This is a genomic window from Halomonas sp. JS92-SW72 (assembly GCF_003547075.1).
Classification (GTDB): domain Bacteria; phylum Pseudomonadota; class Gammaproteobacteria; order Pseudomonadales; family Halomonadaceae; genus Halomonas; species Halomonas alkalicola.
In genome coordinates, this window is sequence record NZ_CP032147.1 from 3,889,726 (window position 1) to 3,906,211 (window position 16,486).

Sequence of the window (16,486 nt, forward strand, 5' to 3'; positions counted from 1 at the left end):
GTACTGCAGGCCAAGCGACCAGAGTTATTTACCAAGCGGGTAATCAATCACACGGGACCCGACACTTAACCATTTGAATTGGAGAAGTAAATGTACAAAAAAGCGACTTTTATCCTGGCCGGTGCGTTGATGCTGATCGCCATCATCGTGATCGTATCGAGACCCTCGCTGTTGGGCATGGGCGCCGAGGCGGCCAACCAGGATGGAGCTCAGGTCGAAAACTCTCTGGTGCGCTCACACTCGCCTATTCTGGGGCCGGAAGAAGCACCGGTGACCATCGTGGAGTTCTTCGACCCGGCCTGTGAGGCCTGCCGTGCCTTCTACCCGCTGACCAAGCGCATCCTGGAAGAGTACCCCGACCAGGTGCGGCTGGTGGTGCGCTACACGCCCTTCCACGGAGAAGTGTCCGAAACCGCCATTCGCGTGCTGGAAGTCGCCAGGCACCAGGACGTCTTCCAGCCGGTGCTGGAGGCGTTGCTGGCCCGCCAGAGCCAGTGGGCGGCTCATGGCAGCTTCGATGAAGCTGCTATTCTGGATATCGCCAGCCAGGCCGGTCTAGATAGAGCTGCAGCAGAGGAACAACTTGATTCACCCGAGGTACAAGCGGTCTTCGACCAGGACAAGGCTGACGTCAAGGCCAATCAGATCCGCCAGACGCCGACCTTTTTCGTCAATGGCGAGCTGGTGGACCCCTTCGGCATGCAGGAGCTGGTCGACGCCGTCAATCGTGAGGTGACCGAGGCCTCTGGCGAGGACGATGCGTCATGACGCGACGCTGGATGCTGGTAGGGTTGATGGGGCTGGGCCCTCTGCTGGCCGAAGCCCATTGGCAAGACAATGCCTCGCTATCACCGAGCGAGCCGACATCGGCCAGGGCACAAGCTATCCCGCAGGAGGGATCATCACCCTCGGCTGTTCAGCCGCCCGAGCGCGTCGCCCAAGAGCTAACCGTGGCACCAGGGGATACCCTGAATGCATTGCTGCAGCAGCTTGGCGCGGATTCCGACACGCGCACCCAAGCGTCGAAATCGCTGGCGGAGAGGTTCGACCCGAGACGCTTGCGGCCTGGAGACCGTCTCACTTTCACCTCTCTGACGACCGGACAGCCGGTGTCGGTGACCATCGAGCGTGATTCGGGTATTCAATACGTCGTCACGCTTGGGGAGCGGCCGTCGACGCGGATTGTCCCGCCTCGTCTCGACACCCTGACTCTGGGCCGTGAAGTGGACGTCGAAACGTCACTCTATGCCGCCTTGGCGGCAGAGGGGATACCCACGCGTTTCGCCGTGGACCTCGAGGTGCTGTTAGGCGGACTCATGGACACAGCCCGAGATATTTCGGGCGCGGAGCGCCTGCAGTTACTGTGGGAAGAGGATCGCCGAGAGGATGGCACGCGAGTTGGGCCTCCCCGTCTGACCTATATGGGGTTGGCTGACCAGTCGGCACGACTGGAGATGGTATGGCCAGCGGACCAGAGAGCCACCGTGATGCTCTACAAGGACGGTAGCCTTGTGGAGACGAAGCGGTTCCCGGTGGTCGGCGCACGCCTGACGTCCGCCTTCGGCAATCGACGCCATCCCGTATACGGGGGGGTACGTCGTCATGACGGCGTCGACCTTGCCGCGCCTCGCGGCACCCCGGTCATGGCGACGGCGCCGGGGCGGGTCTCCTTCATCGGTCGCCGTGGAGGTTATGGTCGTGTCGTGGAGGTAGAGCACGAGATGGGCACCCTCAGCCGCTATACGCATCTCAGCCGCTTCGCCTCCGGTCTGTCGGTCGGGGACGTCATCAATGCCGGCGACACGCTGGGGGAAGTCGGGGCCTCCGGACTCACCACGGGTCCCAACCTGCACTACGAAGTGAGAGTGGGTGACCGACCTGTCGATCCTCTGGAGGAGGGGCAGCGCATCATTCTGGGGGAGTCACCGGCACCCCAGGATTATCGAAGCGTGCTCTTCGAGGCTCGTGGTCGTCTGCAAAAAGCCATCGGTACGTCCGGTCTGGTCGCCTTGGATAATCGATAGGCCGACAGGCAGGCTTGTTGTATGACACGCATCGGTGGCCATGTAATGGCTATTGTCGTGTGACACAACATTCCCTGCAGTACCAATCCTCCAGAAGGGAAGGGTCTATGGAAGGTGTCTCTCCGGTCACACTGGGGTTCCTGGGTAGTCTTGCCGCCGGTTCGATGACCGCCATCGGAGCGCTACCTGTCCTGATCAGCAAGGCGCCCGATCGTGCCGTTCGCGACCTGGCACTCGGATTCGCCGCCGGTGTCATGCTGGCGGCGTCCTTCTTTTCACTGATCATTCCCTCCCTGGAAGCCTCTGGACTGCGCTATGGCGGTAGCGTCTTGCCTGCCGCCATTGCCTGCGCGTCGATACTGATGGGGATCGGACTGGTCGCCCTGCTGAATGAGCGACTCCCCCACGAACATTTCGAACAGGGGCGTGAAGGGCCGGAGGCTGCATCGCTGCGCCGAATCTGGTTATTCATCTTCGCCATCACGATCCACAACCTGCCAGAGGGTCTGGCGGTGGGTGTGGCCTTCGGAGCAGGGGGAAGCGAAGGGGGACTTCCCCTTGCTATCGGTATCGGCCTGCAGAATGCGCCGGAAGGCCTGGCGGTGGCAGTGGCATTGCTGGGTGAGGGGTATTCACGCTGGCGATCCTGGACCATTGCCTCCCTCACCGGGCTGGTCGAGCCGTTGGGTGGCCTGCTGGGAGCGGGAGTCGTCAGCATGTCGCAAGTGCTGCTCCCCTGGGGGCTGGCCTTCGCCGCCGGCGCCATGCTCTATGTCATCAGCCATGAGATCATTCCCGAGACCCACCGAAGCGGCCACCAGAACAAGGCGACGCTGGGGCTCTCGGTGGGATTGGTACTCATGCTGTTCCTGGATGTCTCGCTGGGCTAGCATGCCGACCCGTCCAGGCGCCTACCCCAGATCGTGAGCGCCTCCGTGGGCCTGGTCGCTGATACAAAGCTGATGATCGCCCAACACTTCAATGATCCGGCAGCTTTCGACCTTCCCCCCGGCACACTGGCTCACCATCCGTCTGAGCTCGTCACGCAGAGCGGAGAGCCGCTGCAGCCGCGCCTCGATCTCCTCCAGGTGGTGCTTGGCAATGGCGTCGACCTCCTGACACGGCATGTCGGGTTGGTCTGACATGGCCAGCAGTTCACGCACCGCATCCACCGAGAAGCCGAAGTCCCGGGCATGGCGAATGAAGGTCAACCGCCTGACAGCCTCCTCGCCGTAGCGTCGCTGCCCACCCACGGTGCGCGACGCATCGCCCACCAACCCGATGCGCTCATAGTAGCGCACCGTTTCAGGCTTGCAGCCGGCGCGCCGTGCCAGCTCGCCGATGCCGATGGCAGGGCTAATCTCCGGCATCCTGATGTTCCTCCCGTATGGCTTGAATCTATAGTTGCTATAAGGTTTATACTGCAAAGGATAACGCATCGCCAGGAGTGTCACCATGAAGAATTCAGCACCCATAGCCACGGCCACAGCCTCGACGCTACGGGTGGAAGGCATGGACTGTGGTGGGTGCGAGCGCAAGGTCGAAGCTGCGCTGGGCCGCCTGGAGGGCATCGAGGAGGTGTCGGCCAGCTCGGTCACCGGATCGGTGACGATTCACCCTCAGCAGAGCACGAGGTCCTCTCATGAGGCGATCGAGCGGACCCTTAACGAGCTCGGTTACCGCCTTGCCGGCGAGGATGAGGGAGGTAAGTCGGATGCCTCCCCAGCCTCTTGGTGGCAGACCGCCAAGGGACGCCTGGTAATCGTCACCGGGGGCCTGCTGACTCTGGCCTTCGTTCTCCGCCTGACCTGGCCGGCCCTGGGCAACTGGCCCTTCGTCGCCGCCACCCTGGTGGGGCTGGTGCCCATCGCACAGAGTGCCTGGGGCGCGCTGAAGATGCGCAACCCCTTCACCATCGAGATGCTGATGAGCATCGCCGCCCTGGGCGCCCTGGCCATCGATGCCGCCGCCGAGGCGGCGGTGGTGGTCTTCCTGTTCGCCGTGGGCGAATTGCTGGAGGGGGTGGCCGCCTCAAGGGCGCGACGCAGCATTTCGGCCCTCGCGGACCTCACCCCGTCCACGGCGAGGCTGATGGAGGATGGGGAAATCCGGGAGGTCTCGGCCGCCACGCTTACGCCCGGGCAGCGAGTCCTGGTGCGACCGGGCGACCGCGTCCCCTGCGATGGGCGTATCCTGACCGGCGAGTCCGATGTGGATGAGTCACCGATCAATGGGGAGTCCGTGCCCCGCTCGCGTGCCCCGGGTGACGACATCTTCGCCGGCACGGTCAACCTCGATGCCGCCCTGGAAGTGGAGGTAACCCGCGGTGCCGAGGACAACACCATCGCCCGGGTCATCCGCCTGGTGGAGGAGGCCCAGGCCGCCAAGGCACCGGTGGCCCGCTTCATCGATCGCTTCGCTTTCTACTACATGCCGGCGGTGGTGGGGCTCGCCCTGCTGATGGCGGTGGTGCCGCCGCTGGTCTCGACCATGGCCTGGTCGGAATCGGTCTATCGCGCCCTGGCCCTGCTGTTGATCGCCTGTCCTTGTGCCCTGGTGATCTCGACCCCCGCGGCGATCGCTGCCGGCCTCTCGGCGGGCGCCCGCCGTGGGCTGCTGATCAAGGGCGGCGCGGTGCTCGAACAGCTGGGTAAGCTCCGAACGGTGGCGCTGGACAAGACCGGCACCCTCACCGCCGGTACCCCCAAGGTCACCGACGTGGAGGATTGGGCCACCGGCCAGGGCGCGCAGGAGATCCTGAGGCTGGCCGCCGCGCTGGAACGTGACTCCAGTCATCCCATCGCCACCGCCATCTTCTCGCATGCACAGCAGCTGGGCCTTTCCATCCCCCAGACGAACGGCAACCGAGCCCTTTCGGGACGTGGCGTCGCTGGTCAGGTCGAGGGGCGTGAGCTGAGCTTGGTCTCCCCCCGGCAACTGACAGAGCAGGCTGCACTCGATGACGATCTGAGCGCCCGGATCGCCGAGTTGGAACACGCCGGCAAGAGTCTCGCCCTGCTGGTCGAGAGCGAGCGTCCGCTGGGGCTGATCGCAGTACGCGATGAGCCGCGTGAGGACGCCCAGGAGGGGCTGACGGCGCTGTCACGCCTGGGCGTGCAGGCGGTGATGCTCAGCGGTGACAATGCACGTACCGCCGCTGCCATCGGTGGCTCTCTCGGCATCGAGGCGTATGGCGAGCTGATGCCCGAGGACAAGGCCCGGCGCGTGCAGGCGTGGCAGGCCGCCGGCCGGGGGCCTGTAGGGAAGGTGGGTGACGGGATCAACGATGCCCCGGCGCTGGCAGCAGCCGATGTCGGCATCGCCATGGGGGGCGGCACCGACGTGGCACTGGAAACGGCGGATGCGGCCCTGCTCAAGAACCGCGTCACCGGCATCGCCGAGCTGATTGACCTGTCTCGGGCCACGCTGCGCAACGTCAAGACCAACGTCGCCCTGGCGCTGGGTCTGAAGGCCATCTTCCTGGTGACCACGGCATTGGGCATTACCGGCATGTGGATCGCGGTGATGGCGGATACCGGCGCCACCGTGTTGGTGACCCTGAACGCCATGCGGCTGCTGGGCTATCGCTTCTCGCCCGTCACCGCCACGAGTGGCTCGGCAAGCCCGCGCTACCAGGAAGCCACGTCATGAGAACGAAACGGATAGCGATGGCGCGTCAGGGCCCGTACTGGTTGGCCCTGGCGGGCCTGGTCGGCCTGGCCGACCAAGTCATCAAGTGGCTGGTGCAGGCGCTGATGCCGTATGGCCAGACCGTCCCGCTGACCCCATTCTTCAACTGGGGTCACTGGTGGAACACGGGGGCAGCCTTCAGCTTCCTCGCCGATGCGGGTGGCTGGCAGCGCTATCTTTTCCTGGGCCTGACGGGGATGGTGGCTATCGTTCTGACCATCCTGTTGTGCCGGCCCAGGCCCCGTCTGGAGGCGCTGGGGTACAGCTTGATGCTGGGTGGCGCGTTGGGTAATGGCATCGACCGCCTGGCACGAGGGTATGTGGTGGACTACCTGGACGTTTACTGGCGTGAATGGCATTGGCCCGCCTTCAACCTGGCGGATATCGCTCTGTTCCTGGGCGTAGTGGCCTTCGCCATTACGACCTTGCGTGAGCGTCCCTCCTCCAGATTGTCTGAGTGACGGCATGGTTGCAGACAACCTGTCAGTCCCGCACAAGACGCTTGCCGGACGGGTCACGCCGGCTCTCGGCTGTTTGCTGGCCCTGGTCGCCGGAGGGCTGACCACCCTGAGCGCCGCGCCCTTCGCGCTGTGGTGGCTGGGCCCGATAGCGGTGGCCCTCGTCTATGTCGGCATCCATGCTCTGACACCCTCTCAGGCCGCCCTTCGCGGCTGGTGCTATGGGGTAGGCCTGTTCGGCTCGGGGACCTCCTGGGTCTTCGTCGCGATCCACGACTATGGCTATACCGGGGCGCCCCTAGCGCTCTTCCTCACCGGTCTGTTCGTGGCCGGCCTGGCGCTGTTCTTTGCCGTGCCCTTCTGGTTCTATCGTCGCATAACGGGCCGGCGGCTGGCCTTCCTCAGCTTCGCCGGCGTCTGGGTGCTGAGCGAATGGCTGCGCACCTGGCTGTTTACCGGGTTTCCCTGGCTGCTGCTGGGCACCTCCCAGGTAGACTCGCCATTGGCGGCCTGGGCTCCGGTCGGTGGGGTCTACCTGCTATCGCTGATCACTGCGCTGACCGGCACCCTGGGCGTGGAGTTTCTGCGCCGACGCTGGTGGGCCATAGTGCCCATCGCCGCTCTTTGGTTGACTCCCCTGGCCCTGCCGGCCCAGTGGACCTCCCCGGCCGGCGAGCCGCTGCGGGTCGCCTTGCTGCAGGGCAACCTGGATCAGGCGATCAAATGGACGCCCGAGGGCCAGCGCGAGGCGGCCAGTATCTACACGGTGTTGACCCTTGCCCAGTCCGGCGACCTCGACCTGGTTGTCTGGCCCGAGGCGGCCCTGCCGATGTTCGAGCAAGAGGCGCGACCGATCCTCGAGCGGGTGCAGTCCAATCTCGCGCCCGACACCGCCCTGCTCACCGGCATTCTGCAGCGCGACGGAGGCGACTACTACAACAGCGTGATCGGCCTGGGGAACGCCGAGGGCCAGTATCGTAAGGCGCGCCTGGTGCCCTTCGGCGAATACTTGCCGCTTGATCGTCTGCTCGCCGGTACCATTGCCTTCTTCGACCTGCCCATGCCAACCATGACGCCCGGGCCCGAGGCTCAGGGGCCGATCCACGCCGCCGGGACCACCATCGGCAACGCCATCTGCTACGAGATCATCTATGCCGACCGGGTCGCCGAGCAGGCGCGCGATGCTGAGCTACTGCTGACGGTCTCCAACGACACCTGGTTCGGCCGTTCCATCGGCCCCCTGCAGCATCTGCAGATGGCCCGCCTTCGCGCCCTGGAGAACGGCCGGTACCTGATCCGCGCCACCAGCAACGGCGTGACCGCCATCGTCGATCCTCAGGGCCGCGTCACGGCCCGCGCACCACAGTTCCAGGCGACGAGCCTTCGCGGCGAGGTGATGCCCATGGTGGGAAACACGCCGTTCACCCGAACCGGTAGCTGGCCGACCTGGCTGTTGGCCGCCTTACTGGTGCTGCTTGGATGGCGATTCAACACACATCGGTCTGGATGATAAGGGTCCAGCCGAAAAGGGAGAGGATGATGGCGTTGTCGAAACCTCACTCAGGTACGGCGGGGGAAGCTTCGTTGTGGCAACTCCGAACACGCACACTGGTGGGAGTGCTGGCAGGCTGGCTCGCGCTCATCGGCGTTGCTCAGGCCCAGGAGGAGAACGAGTGGCCCCGCGGCCACTATCCATTGCCTGAGGAAGGCAATGTGATCGGCGACACCTACCGCATAACGGTGGAGGATCGAGAAGATACCCTGCTCGATATCGCCAGGCGACACAACCTGGGGTACAGGGAGATCGTGCGCGCCAACCCGGACGTGAGCATCTGGATTCCCGGCGAGGGTACCGAGGTGACCATACCCGGGCGCTTCATCCTGCCCGCCGGAGAGCGCACTGGCATCGTCATCAACATCGCCGAGCTGCGCCTATATTACTATCCCGAGGTGGATGACGACGAGACACCACGTGTCGAGACCTATCCTATCGGCATCGGTCGCGAGGGCTTCGATACCCCCCTCGGGGTGACCAAGACCACCATGAATATCAAGAACCCCGCCTGGAGTTATTGTCAAATCCTGTGTACGGCAAGTCAGGCGGCAGTCCTGTCTGACTGATCGCCGTATCCGCAACAGCGACTGCTGAGCCGCCTGCCCATGGGCCGGTCATGCGTGACCGGCCCCTGCATCGAATGAGACCCGACATGCGACTGATCCAGTGTGACTATCAAGGCCAGGTGCGTGCCGCCCTGGTCGAGAATGACGAGCAAGTCAGACTGCTCGAGGACAGTACCTACCAGCTTGCCCGACGCGCCATTGCCACCGGTCAGCCGCTGGCAGCCGTCGTCGAGTCGTCACTCACCGACATCCGCCTCGACTACCAGGCTCTGGTCGACGAGCGACGCTTGATGCCACCCCTCACCCACCCGGACCCGGCCCATTGCCTGGTGACCGGCACCGGCCTCACCCATCTGGGCAGCGCCGATACCCGAGATGCCATGCACGCCCAGACCCAGGTCGAGGAGAGCCAGCTCACCGACTCCATGCGCATGTTCCGACTGGGGCTTGAGGGCGGCAAGCCAGAAAGAGACCAGGAAGGCGCCCAGCCGGAGTGGTTCTACAAGGGCGACGGCAGCAGCGTGGCAGCTCCGGAGGCTGACATTCCGGTGCCCGCCTTCGCGGCGGATGCCGGCGAGGAACCGGAACTGGCCGGGCTCTATGTAATTGCCGATGACGGCACCCCCTGGCGGGTCGGTCACGCCATCGGCAACGAGTTCTCTGATCATGTCACCGAGCGCTTCAACTACCTCTGGCTGGCCCACTCCAAGCTGCGCGCCTGCAGTTTCGGCCCGGAACTGCTGGTCGGCGAACTCCCCGAGCATCTGGAGGGGGTGAGCCGGATCGTGCGAGATGGCGCGACACTATGGGAGAAACCCTTTCTCACCGGCGAGGCCAACATGGCGCACAGTCTCGCCAATCTGGAGCACCACCACTTCAAGTACCCCAACTTCCGCCGTCCGGGTGACGTGCATGTGCATTTCTTCGGTACGGCCACGCTTAGCTTCGCCGACAATATTCACACCCGAGACGGCGACCGTTTCGAGATCTGCCTGTCCGCCTTCGGCCGCTCACTGCGCAACCCGCTGCGCTTCGAGACGTCAGTGCCGGACACCCGGGTCAAGGCACTCTGACTCCTCAGCACATGATATCTGGAGACAACATGCACACACCCCGGACCATCGGCTTCATCGGCACCGGCATCATGGGAGGGCCCATGGCGCGGCGCCTGATCGACGCGGGACATGATGTCCGCGTGTGGAACCGCACCGCCGCCAAGGCGGCGGCCCTGGGCGCCGTGTCGGCGCAGAGCCCGGCGGCGGCGGCCACTGGCGCCGAGGTCGTTATCGTGATGCTGAGCTCGGGGCCGGTCTGTGATGAGCTGATTCTCGGCGAGCGGGGCGTGCTCGACGCCATGCCGCCGGACAGCCTGCTGATCGTGATGAGTTCCATTCCGGTGGAGACTGCCCGCCACCAGGCCCGTGTCGCCAGCGAGCGTCATATCCACTACCTGGACGCCCCGGTGTCAGGTGGCGAACGAGGGGCCATCGACGGAACGTTGGCCATCATGGCCGGGGGTGACGAGGCAACCTTCGAGCGGGCCTTGCCCTTCCTTGAACCCCTCGGGCGCCCGGTGCGAATCGGCCCGACAGGAAGCGGGCAACTCGCCAAGCTGGTCAACCAGCTGGTAGTGGCCAGCACCATCGCCACCGTCTCCGAAGCCATGCTGCTGGCCGAGCGCGGCGGTGCCGATCCGGCTCGAGTACGTGAGGCTCTGCTGGGCGGCTTTGCCGACTCGACGATCCTACGCGCCCATGGGCAACGGATGATCGAGCAGGACTTCGCCCCTGGCGGTCCTGCCAAGTGGCAACTCAAGGACACCCGCACTGCGCTGTCGATGGCCGATTCGCTCGACCTGGAGCTGCCCGTGGCGACACTGGTCAACCAGCTGTTCGAGGACATGGTCACCAACGGCGACGGCGAACTGGATCACAGCGCGCTGATTCTCGAGCTCCGGCGCCGCAACCCCCTGCCCGGTTGACCCACCCTCCCGTCCGTGGCAGCTTGCCCGGATTCCTCTCGAGAGCCACACGTGAAAGCAACTGCCAAGCACGCTCCCCGTCCCAGCATCAGCGAGCACCTGGCCGAAGCCATCTTCTCCGGGCACTATCGGCCGGGGGACTTCGTACCCCGGGAACTCGACCTCTGCGAGCAGTTCAGTCTCAACCGCTCGGCGGTACGCAGCGACCTGCGACAGCTGGTGGATGCCGGCATCATCGAACGGATCTCCGGCCACGGTTCCAAGGTCCGGGAGTTTGCCGACTGGCGAATTCTGGATCCCACCGTCACCGAGTGGATGACCCGCTACGCGGCGCCCAACCCCATGATCCAGAGAGAGATCCTCTCCTTTCGCCTGGACGTGGAGCCCTATGTGGCGATGACCGCGGCCCGTCGCGCCACGGCCCGAGACCTGGTCGCCCTGGAGGAGGCCCTGGAAGGCATGAAGCGTCACCTCCAGCATGGTGACAGCGAGGAAGAACGGCGCCTACACAGCGACCACGACGTCGCCTTCCACGCCGCCATCTTCAAGGCGACCCACAATATCGTCTGGTCGCAGCTCTCGCATATCCTGCGCCCTTCCATTTACCTGCTGATCTCGATGTCCAACGTCAGCACCGAAGAGCCCGAAGAAAGCCTGGAACGGCATCGGGTACTGATGGAGCACATCCGGGCCCGCCAGCCCCACGAGGCCTTCCACGCCGCCCAGGCGATCCTCGACGGTACCGCCAAGGCGCTGGGCATAGAAGCCGGAGAGAGCACACTGGGCAAGCAGCTGGCGATGGGGTGAAGACTTAAAGCAGCGGCTAATCGGCCTCCATCGCCGGCACAACACGGCGCTCAATCCGCCGCTCGTAAAGCCCCTTGGCAACCAGCGTCACCAGCACCACACAGCCCCCGACCATGGCCAGGGGCGTCGGCTGCTCGGCAATGATCCACCAGGCCAGAAAGGTCCCCGCCACCACCTCGAGCAGCAGTAGCAGCCCTACTTCGGCGGCGGGAAGGTAGAGAGGTCCACGCTGCAGCAGGGTCACCCCACACGGCACGATAACCAGGCAGAGCACCCCCACCACCGCCAGCTGACTCGGCGCCGGCAGCGAAACCCCACCGCCCAGCATCAACGCCAGGGCGGCGCCGCTGCCTACGATCAGCCCGTTGAAGGTGAGCATCGGACTCATGTCCACTCCCGGCCGGGTGCGGCACAGGGTGAAGTTGAGCGCCAGGGTCGTGGCCGCCAGCAGGGCAAAGGCATTGCCCACCCAGGAACCGGCATCGATATCGTCGATGACGATCAGGGCAATGCCACCCAGGCAGATCCAGATCGCGACCCAGGTACGCCGGGGCAGGCGCTCCCTGAGGATCAACCAGGAGAGGGCCGCGGCGATCAGAGGCGAGGTGGCCAGGATCAGGAGCACGTTGCCTGCCCTGGTGTACTGGTTGCCGAGCACGAAACCGCAGGTGGTAAGGCTGAACAGCAGCGCCACGGCGATACCGATGCCGCCGCAGCGGCGATAGGCGGCCAGGGTGCCGCGGCCATGGCGAGCAAGCACGATCAGCAGGAAGCCGAACGCCGACAGATAGCCGCGCCACATCAGTATCTCGGCATCGGGCAGGGCCGCCAGCTTGATCAGCAGGGCGTCTGGCGCCATGATCAGCGCCCCGGCCCCGGTAAGCAGCAGCCCCTGCTGCCGGTGGGAAAGTGACTGAAAGGCGTTCAGGTCATCCTCCCGACCCGCAGCGAGCCTCCAGCATCGCCCTCAGCAGACCTCATCAGCATCCTTCTCCTCCCCCAGTACCCGTATGACTTCCGGCACCGCCAATCCCTGGTCATCGATCTTGCTATAGAGGTCGCGCACCGCAACAGCCACACCACGAACTACGCCAAGTTCGTCGGTCATGGCATGGTAGTAGCCGATATCCTTGCTGGCATTGGCCACGCTGAAGCGGAAGCCAGAGGCATCGCCGGCCTCAATATAGGGCCGCAGTCGCTCGAGGATCACACCCCCACCGCCGCCCTTGCCCAGCACCTCGAGGAAGGCCGCATCGTCGATACCCGCCTTGCGCGAGGCCACCGTCGCCTCTGCCAGTACCGCAGAGAACCCCAGTGATACGAAGTTGTGGACGAGCTTGAGGGTATGCCCGGCACCCACGGGCCCGGCATGGGTGATATTCTCGGCGAAGCTCTCCAGCAGCGGATGGAGCTCGGAGAAGAGGGCCTCCGGGGCGCCCACGATCAGGTTCAATCGCCCTTCTGCCGCCTCCTTGGGGGTTCGCGTCATGGCCGCGTCCATGAACCGTCCTCCCGCCGCCTGCACCCGTGCGCAGACACGCTCGGTGGAGCTCGGCAGTGCCGTGGAACAGTCGACCACCACGCTTCCCTCGCGCAGCCCCTCCAGCACGCCGCCAGGCTCGAACAGCACCGCCTCGACCTGGGGAGAACCAGTGACACAGAGGATGATCACCTCGGCGGCCTCGGCTACCTCACGCCCCGAGGCCCGGGCCTTGGCGCCGCCGGCCAGCAGGTCCTCCACCGGCTGGTTGCCGGGGTGGTCGAGGAAACAGAGCCGGTGACCGGCCTTCAGGATGTTGCGGGCGATCCCGTGACCCATCAGGCCCACGCCGACCATGCCGACACTAAGGGGGTGACTCATTGCATGACTCCACTATCAGGTTGAAGACGGTACGCGAGGATGCCAGCCAATGGGCAGGCATCTTGATAACGGTATATCAAGTTCACCCGTGGCGGATCGCCACCGTCTTGATGCGGGTATAGCTTCTCAGACCCTCGAACCCCTTCTCGCGGCCATGGCCCGAGCGACCGATCCCCCCGAAGGGCAGCTCGATGCCACCGGCGGCGCCATAATTGTTGACGAACACCTGGCCGCTGCGAATACCCTTGGCCAGGCGCAGCTGTCGACCGCCATCCCGGGTCCAGACCCCGGCACACAGGCCGAAGTCGGTGGCATTGGCCAACTCCAGCGCCTCTGCTTCGTCGGCGAAGCACTGTACCGCCAGCACCGGACCAAACAGCTCTTCTCGCAGCACATCATGGCCGGCGGGAATGTCTGCCAGCACCTGCGGCACCACGAAGTGTCCCGCCGCCGGCGCCCCCTCGGCCAGTCGGCCCCGGGCCACCACCCGGATGCCGTCGGCCATGGCCCGCTCAAGTCGTGCCTCGAGCTTGTCACGCTGGCGGGCATTGATCAGGGGGCCGCAATCCGCATCCGCCTCGCCGGCATCGCAGCGCAACGCCGAGAAACGCTCGGCGAGCCGTGCCAGCACCGCCTCGGCGCACGACTGCTGTACCAGCAGGCGGCTGCCGGCAGAGCAGGTCTGGCCGGCATTCTGGATGATGCCGCGTACCACCGCCTCAAGCGCGGCCTCCATGTCGGCATCGGCGAACAGTAACTGGGGCGACTTGCCACCAAGCTCCATGGTCACCGGCACATGATGCTCCGCCGCCGCTTGAGCCACCCGAGTACCGGTCTCGGGCGAACCGGTGAACGAGAGGTGCTGGATGCCGGGATGGGCTGCCAGCGCCGCGCCCGCCTCGCTGCCCAACCCCGGCACCACATTCAGAGCACCAGGCGGCAAGCCGTTCTCGACGGCCAGCTCGGCGAGACGAAGCACGCTCAGGCAGGCATCCTCGGCGGGCTTGAGCACTATGGTGTTGCCGGCTGCCAGTGCTGCCGCCACGCAGCGGCCGAAGATCTGCGCCGGATAGTTCCACGGAATGATCTGGGCGCAGACGCCATACGGCTCGCGCAATGTCATAACTGCGAAATCATTCTCGAAGGGGATAGTCTCGCCATGCAGCTTATCCGCTGCCCCACCATAGAAGCGAAAGTAGCGGGCACAGGCAGCAATATCACCGCGGGCCTGAGTCATCGGCTTACCGGTGTCAGCGCACTCCAACGCGGCCAGGCGGTCGTGATCGGCTTCGATGACCATCGCAAAAGCCAGCAGCCACTCGCTACGCCGCCGCGCGCTCCATGACGACCAGTCGCCCAACCGCCCTGAGAAAGCACGGTCGGCAACAGAGACGGCCGCATCGACCTCATCCGGGCCGCTGCGGGCGATACGGGTGATGACCTCGCCACGGGCAGGGGACTCTACCTCCAAGTAATCCCGGGTATCGACCCAGACGCCACCAATCAGGGCGCTTCGAGGGGGCATTTCGAGTCGTAGTGGCATCATCGCTCTCCTTGTCGTTGTCGTCAGGCAAATCAATAGAGCAAGTTGACCAGCCCCATCGAGATCCAGGGCATGTAGGTGATCGCCATCAGGCAGGTGAGCACCACCAACACGAAACGCACCAGGTGGGGCAACATCTGATCGATCGAGATCTTTGCCACCGCACAGGCAGCAAACAGGTTTACCCCCAGCGGCGGGGTGATCATTCCCAGCGCCAGATTGACCACCATGACCAACCCGAAGTGCACCGGATGGATCCCGAACTGTATCGCGATCGGCGTCAGGATCGGCGCCAATACCAGAATCGCCGCCCCTGTTTCGATGAACATTCCCACCGCCAGCAGCAAGATGTTGACCGCCAGCAGGAAGGTCCAGGGGCTGTCGAACACTGCGGTCACCCAGCCGGCCACCTCGCGAGGTAGCCCCGACCGGCTGATCAGGAAGCTGAAGAGTGCCGCGGCAGCGATGATCAGCATGACCGCCGCGGTGGAAAGCACGCTTTGACGAAGGATGGGGCCCAGGTCGGCCAGCGTCAGCTCGCGATAAACCAATCCGCCTACCACCAGGGCATAGAACACCGCCACCGCCGCGGCCTCGGTGGGGGTGAAGACACCTCCGTAGATCCCGCCGATCACCACCACCGGCATCAGCAGGGCGGCCCAGGCACGGCGGAAGGCGACGAGGAACTCGCTGCGGTCCTCTCGATCCTGCAAGCCATAACCCCGCAGCTTGCAGAAGACGTAGAGGAACACCAGCAGTGCACCACCGATCAGCAGGCCCGGGCCGATACCGGCGATGAACAGCTGGCCGATGGAGGTATTGGTGCTGACGCCAAACAGGATCAACGGGATCGACGGCGGAATCAGCACTCCCAGCTCCGCCGACGAGGCCTGGATGGAGGCGGCAAGCGGTTTCGGGTAGCCGTGCCGCACCATGGCCGGAATCAGGATGGCACCGATAGCGAAGGTGGTAGCCACACTGGAGCCAGACACCGCGGCAAACATCATGCAGGTCAAGACGCAGGACATGGCCAGGCCGCCCTGCACACCACCGACGATGGACTTGGCCAGGTCGACCAGACGGCTGGAGATACCGCCCCCTGCCATGAGGTTGCCGGCCAGGATGAAGAACGGAATGGCCATCAACGGGAAGTGGTCGAGACCAACGAACATCTGCTGCGGCACCATCAGCAGTGGCAACCTCGAGAAGTATTCGATACCGATGATCGAGGCGAGCAGAATGGAAACGGCAATCGGAACGCCGACTGCGAACAGGATGACCAGCGAGAGACCGATAGCAAGGTTCATGAGCGAGGCCCTCCCTGGGTGTGATGGTGCACATCGGGGGCAGCCCCCAGCGGCGAAATGGCGTGATCGGTACCGGTCAGCGCCTCCTGTTCGGCGGCCTCGTCATGCTGGGGCCCCAGCCCCTCGCGGCCCGTGATCTGCGCCAGCAGGCGGCCCACCACAGCCACGATGGCCACCGCGCTACCTGCGGGAATCGCCGCATAGGCCCAGGAGATCGACACCTCCAGGGCCGAGAGGGTCTGGCGGCTGACGCGATCGGTCATCAGGATTCCCTGATAGAAGAGCACGCCGAGTACCAGCAGGCAGCAGGTGCCAATGACCAGCTCGAGCCCCAGCATCAGGCGCCGCGGCACCAGCTTGTAGATCACCTCCACCGCCATCATGTAGCCACCGCGAAAGGTCGCCGCGGCGCCCAGGAACACGCACCAGATCATGGTCGCGCGGGATAGCACCTCCGACCAGGTCGAGGGGGCATTGAAGATGAAGCGGGTCAGCACCTGGTAGAAGCCCAGCGACACCGAGACGATCAGCATCAGTATCGCCATCGCCATCGCCAGCCGGGTCAACCAGTACTCGAAGCGGAGAAACCAGGACACCATAGTGTGAGTCCCCAAGTCGGTCGGGGCCGGTCACGCATGACCGGCCCATGGGCAGGCGGCTCAGCAGTCGCTGTTGCGGATACGGTCCCTGGCGG

General features: G+C 64.9%; 15 protein-coding genes and 1 pseudogene. 10 read left to right on the forward strand and 6 right to left on the reverse strand.

What is annotated here, in order from left to right:
• The first annotated feature begins 90 nt into the window (after positions 1 to 90).
• The 3 genes from D1793_RS18370 (at position 91) to D1793_RS18380 (ending at position 2,914) form a co-directional block, all read left to right on the forward strand.
• Complete coding sequence (locus tag D1793_RS18370; RefSeq protein ID WP_086509374.1) at positions 91 to 768, forward strand: thioredoxin domain-containing protein; 678 nt, start codon at positions 91 to 93, stop codon at positions 766 to 768.
• Complete coding sequence (locus D1793_RS19730) at positions 765 to 2,024, forward strand: M23 family metallopeptidase (protein ID WP_200825301.1); 1,260 nt, start codon at positions 765 to 767, stop codon at positions 2,022 to 2,024. The genes D1793_RS18370 and D1793_RS19730 overlap by 4 nt, the downstream gene beginning before the upstream one ends.
• Before the next feature lie 107 nt (positions 2,025 to 2,131).
• Positions 2,132 to 2,914 (forward strand): ZIP family metal transporter, encoded by a 783-nt coding sequence (locus tag D1793_RS18380; protein WP_086509373.1) that lies wholly within the window; start codon positions 2,132 to 2,134, stop codon positions 2,912 to 2,914.
• Between the two features lie 21 nt (positions 2,915 to 2,935).
• Here D1793_RS18380 and D1793_RS18385 read toward each other — a convergent pair whose 3' ends face one another.
• The gene (locus D1793_RS18385; RefSeq protein ID WP_086509372.1) at positions 2,936 to 3,394 is read right to left on the reverse strand and encodes a helix-turn-helix domain-containing protein; all 459 of its coding nucleotides are present in this window, start codon (positions 3,392 to 3,394) and stop codon (positions 2,936 to 2,938) included.
• Positions 3,395 to 3,479: 85 nt separating this feature from the next.
• On the opposite strand from D1793_RS18385, the gene D1793_RS18390 reads away from it, so the two are divergent.
• The 7 genes and pseudogenes from D1793_RS18390 to D1793_RS18420 all read left to right on the forward strand — a co-directional run bounded on the left by D1793_RS18390 (position 3,480) and on the right by D1793_RS18420 (position 11,081).
• The gene (locus D1793_RS18390) at positions 3,480 to 5,675 is read left to right on the forward strand and encodes a heavy metal translocating P-type ATPase (RefSeq protein ID WP_086509371.1); all 2,196 of its coding nucleotides are present in this window, start codon (positions 3,480 to 3,482) and stop codon (positions 5,673 to 5,675) included.
• Entirely contained in the window at positions 5,672 to 6,175 is a 504-nt protein-coding gene (gene lspA / locus D1793_RS18395; protein WP_086509370.1) for a signal peptidase II, read from the forward strand. Before D1793_RS18390 ends, lspA begins: the two co-directional genes overlap by 4 nt.
• Before the next feature lie 4 nt (positions 6,176 to 6,179).
• Positions 6,180 to 7,682, forward strand: a complete 1,503-nt coding sequence (gene lnt / locus D1793_RS18400) for an apolipoprotein N-acyltransferase (RefSeq protein ID WP_086509369.1) — start codon at positions 6,180 to 6,182, stop codon at positions 7,680 to 7,682.
• Between the two features lie 29 nt (positions 7,683 to 7,711).
• Positions 7,712 to 8,239 (forward strand): annotated as a pseudogene (locus tag D1793_RS18405) (hypothetical protein); the annotation flags it as partial.
• A gap of 140 nt (positions 8,240 to 8,379) precedes the next feature.
• On the forward strand, positions 8,380 to 9,366 hold the full coding sequence (araD1, locus tag D1793_RS18410; protein WP_119023409.1) for an AraD1 family protein: 987 nt from the start codon (positions 8,380 to 8,382) through the stop codon (positions 9,364 to 9,366).
• A 29-nt stretch (positions 9,367 to 9,395) separates the two neighbouring features.
• The gene (locus D1793_RS18415) at positions 9,396 to 10,274 is read left to right on the forward strand and encodes an NAD(P)-dependent oxidoreductase (protein WP_119023410.1); all 879 of its coding nucleotides are present in this window, start codon (positions 9,396 to 9,398) and stop codon (positions 10,272 to 10,274) included.
• Between the two features lie 51 nt (positions 10,275 to 10,325).
• Entirely contained in the window at positions 10,326 to 11,081 is a 756-nt protein-coding gene (locus D1793_RS18420; RefSeq protein WP_119023411.1) for an FCD domain-containing protein, read from the forward strand.
• 16 nt (positions 11,082 to 11,097) lie between these two features.
• Here the strand turns inward: D1793_RS18420 and D1793_RS18425 are convergent, their stop codons facing one another.
• The 5 genes from D1793_RS18425 to D1793_RS18445 all read right to left on the reverse strand — a co-directional run bounded on the left by D1793_RS18425 (position 11,098) and on the right by D1793_RS18445 (position 16,391).
• The gene (locus D1793_RS18425) at positions 11,098 to 12,009 is read right to left on the reverse strand and encodes a DMT family transporter (RefSeq protein WP_119023412.1); all 912 of its coding nucleotides are present in this window, start codon (positions 12,007 to 12,009) and stop codon (positions 11,098 to 11,100) included.
• Between the two features lie 39 nt (positions 12,010 to 12,048).
• Positions 12,049 to 12,942, reverse strand: a complete 894-nt coding sequence (locus tag D1793_RS18430; RefSeq protein WP_119023413.1) for an NAD(P)-dependent oxidoreductase — start codon at positions 12,940 to 12,942, stop codon at positions 12,049 to 12,051.
• 82 nt (positions 12,943 to 13,024) lie between these two features.
• Positions 13,025 to 14,485 (reverse strand): aldehyde dehydrogenase family protein, encoded by a 1,461-nt coding sequence (locus D1793_RS18435; protein ID WP_119023414.1) that lies wholly within the window; start codon positions 14,483 to 14,485, stop codon positions 13,025 to 13,027.
• Between the two features lie 32 nt (positions 14,486 to 14,517).
• Positions 14,518 to 15,792, reverse strand: a complete 1,275-nt coding sequence (locus tag D1793_RS18440; protein WP_119023415.1) for a TRAP transporter large permease — start codon at positions 15,790 to 15,792, stop codon at positions 14,518 to 14,520.
• Positions 15,789 to 16,391, reverse strand: coding sequence for a TRAP transporter small permease (locus D1793_RS18445; protein WP_119023416.1), 603 nt, complete (start codon positions 16,389 to 16,391; stop codon positions 15,789 to 15,791). Before D1793_RS18445 ends, D1793_RS18440 begins: the two co-directional genes overlap by 4 nt.
• Between the last annotated feature and the right edge of the window lie 95 nt (positions 16,392 to 16,486).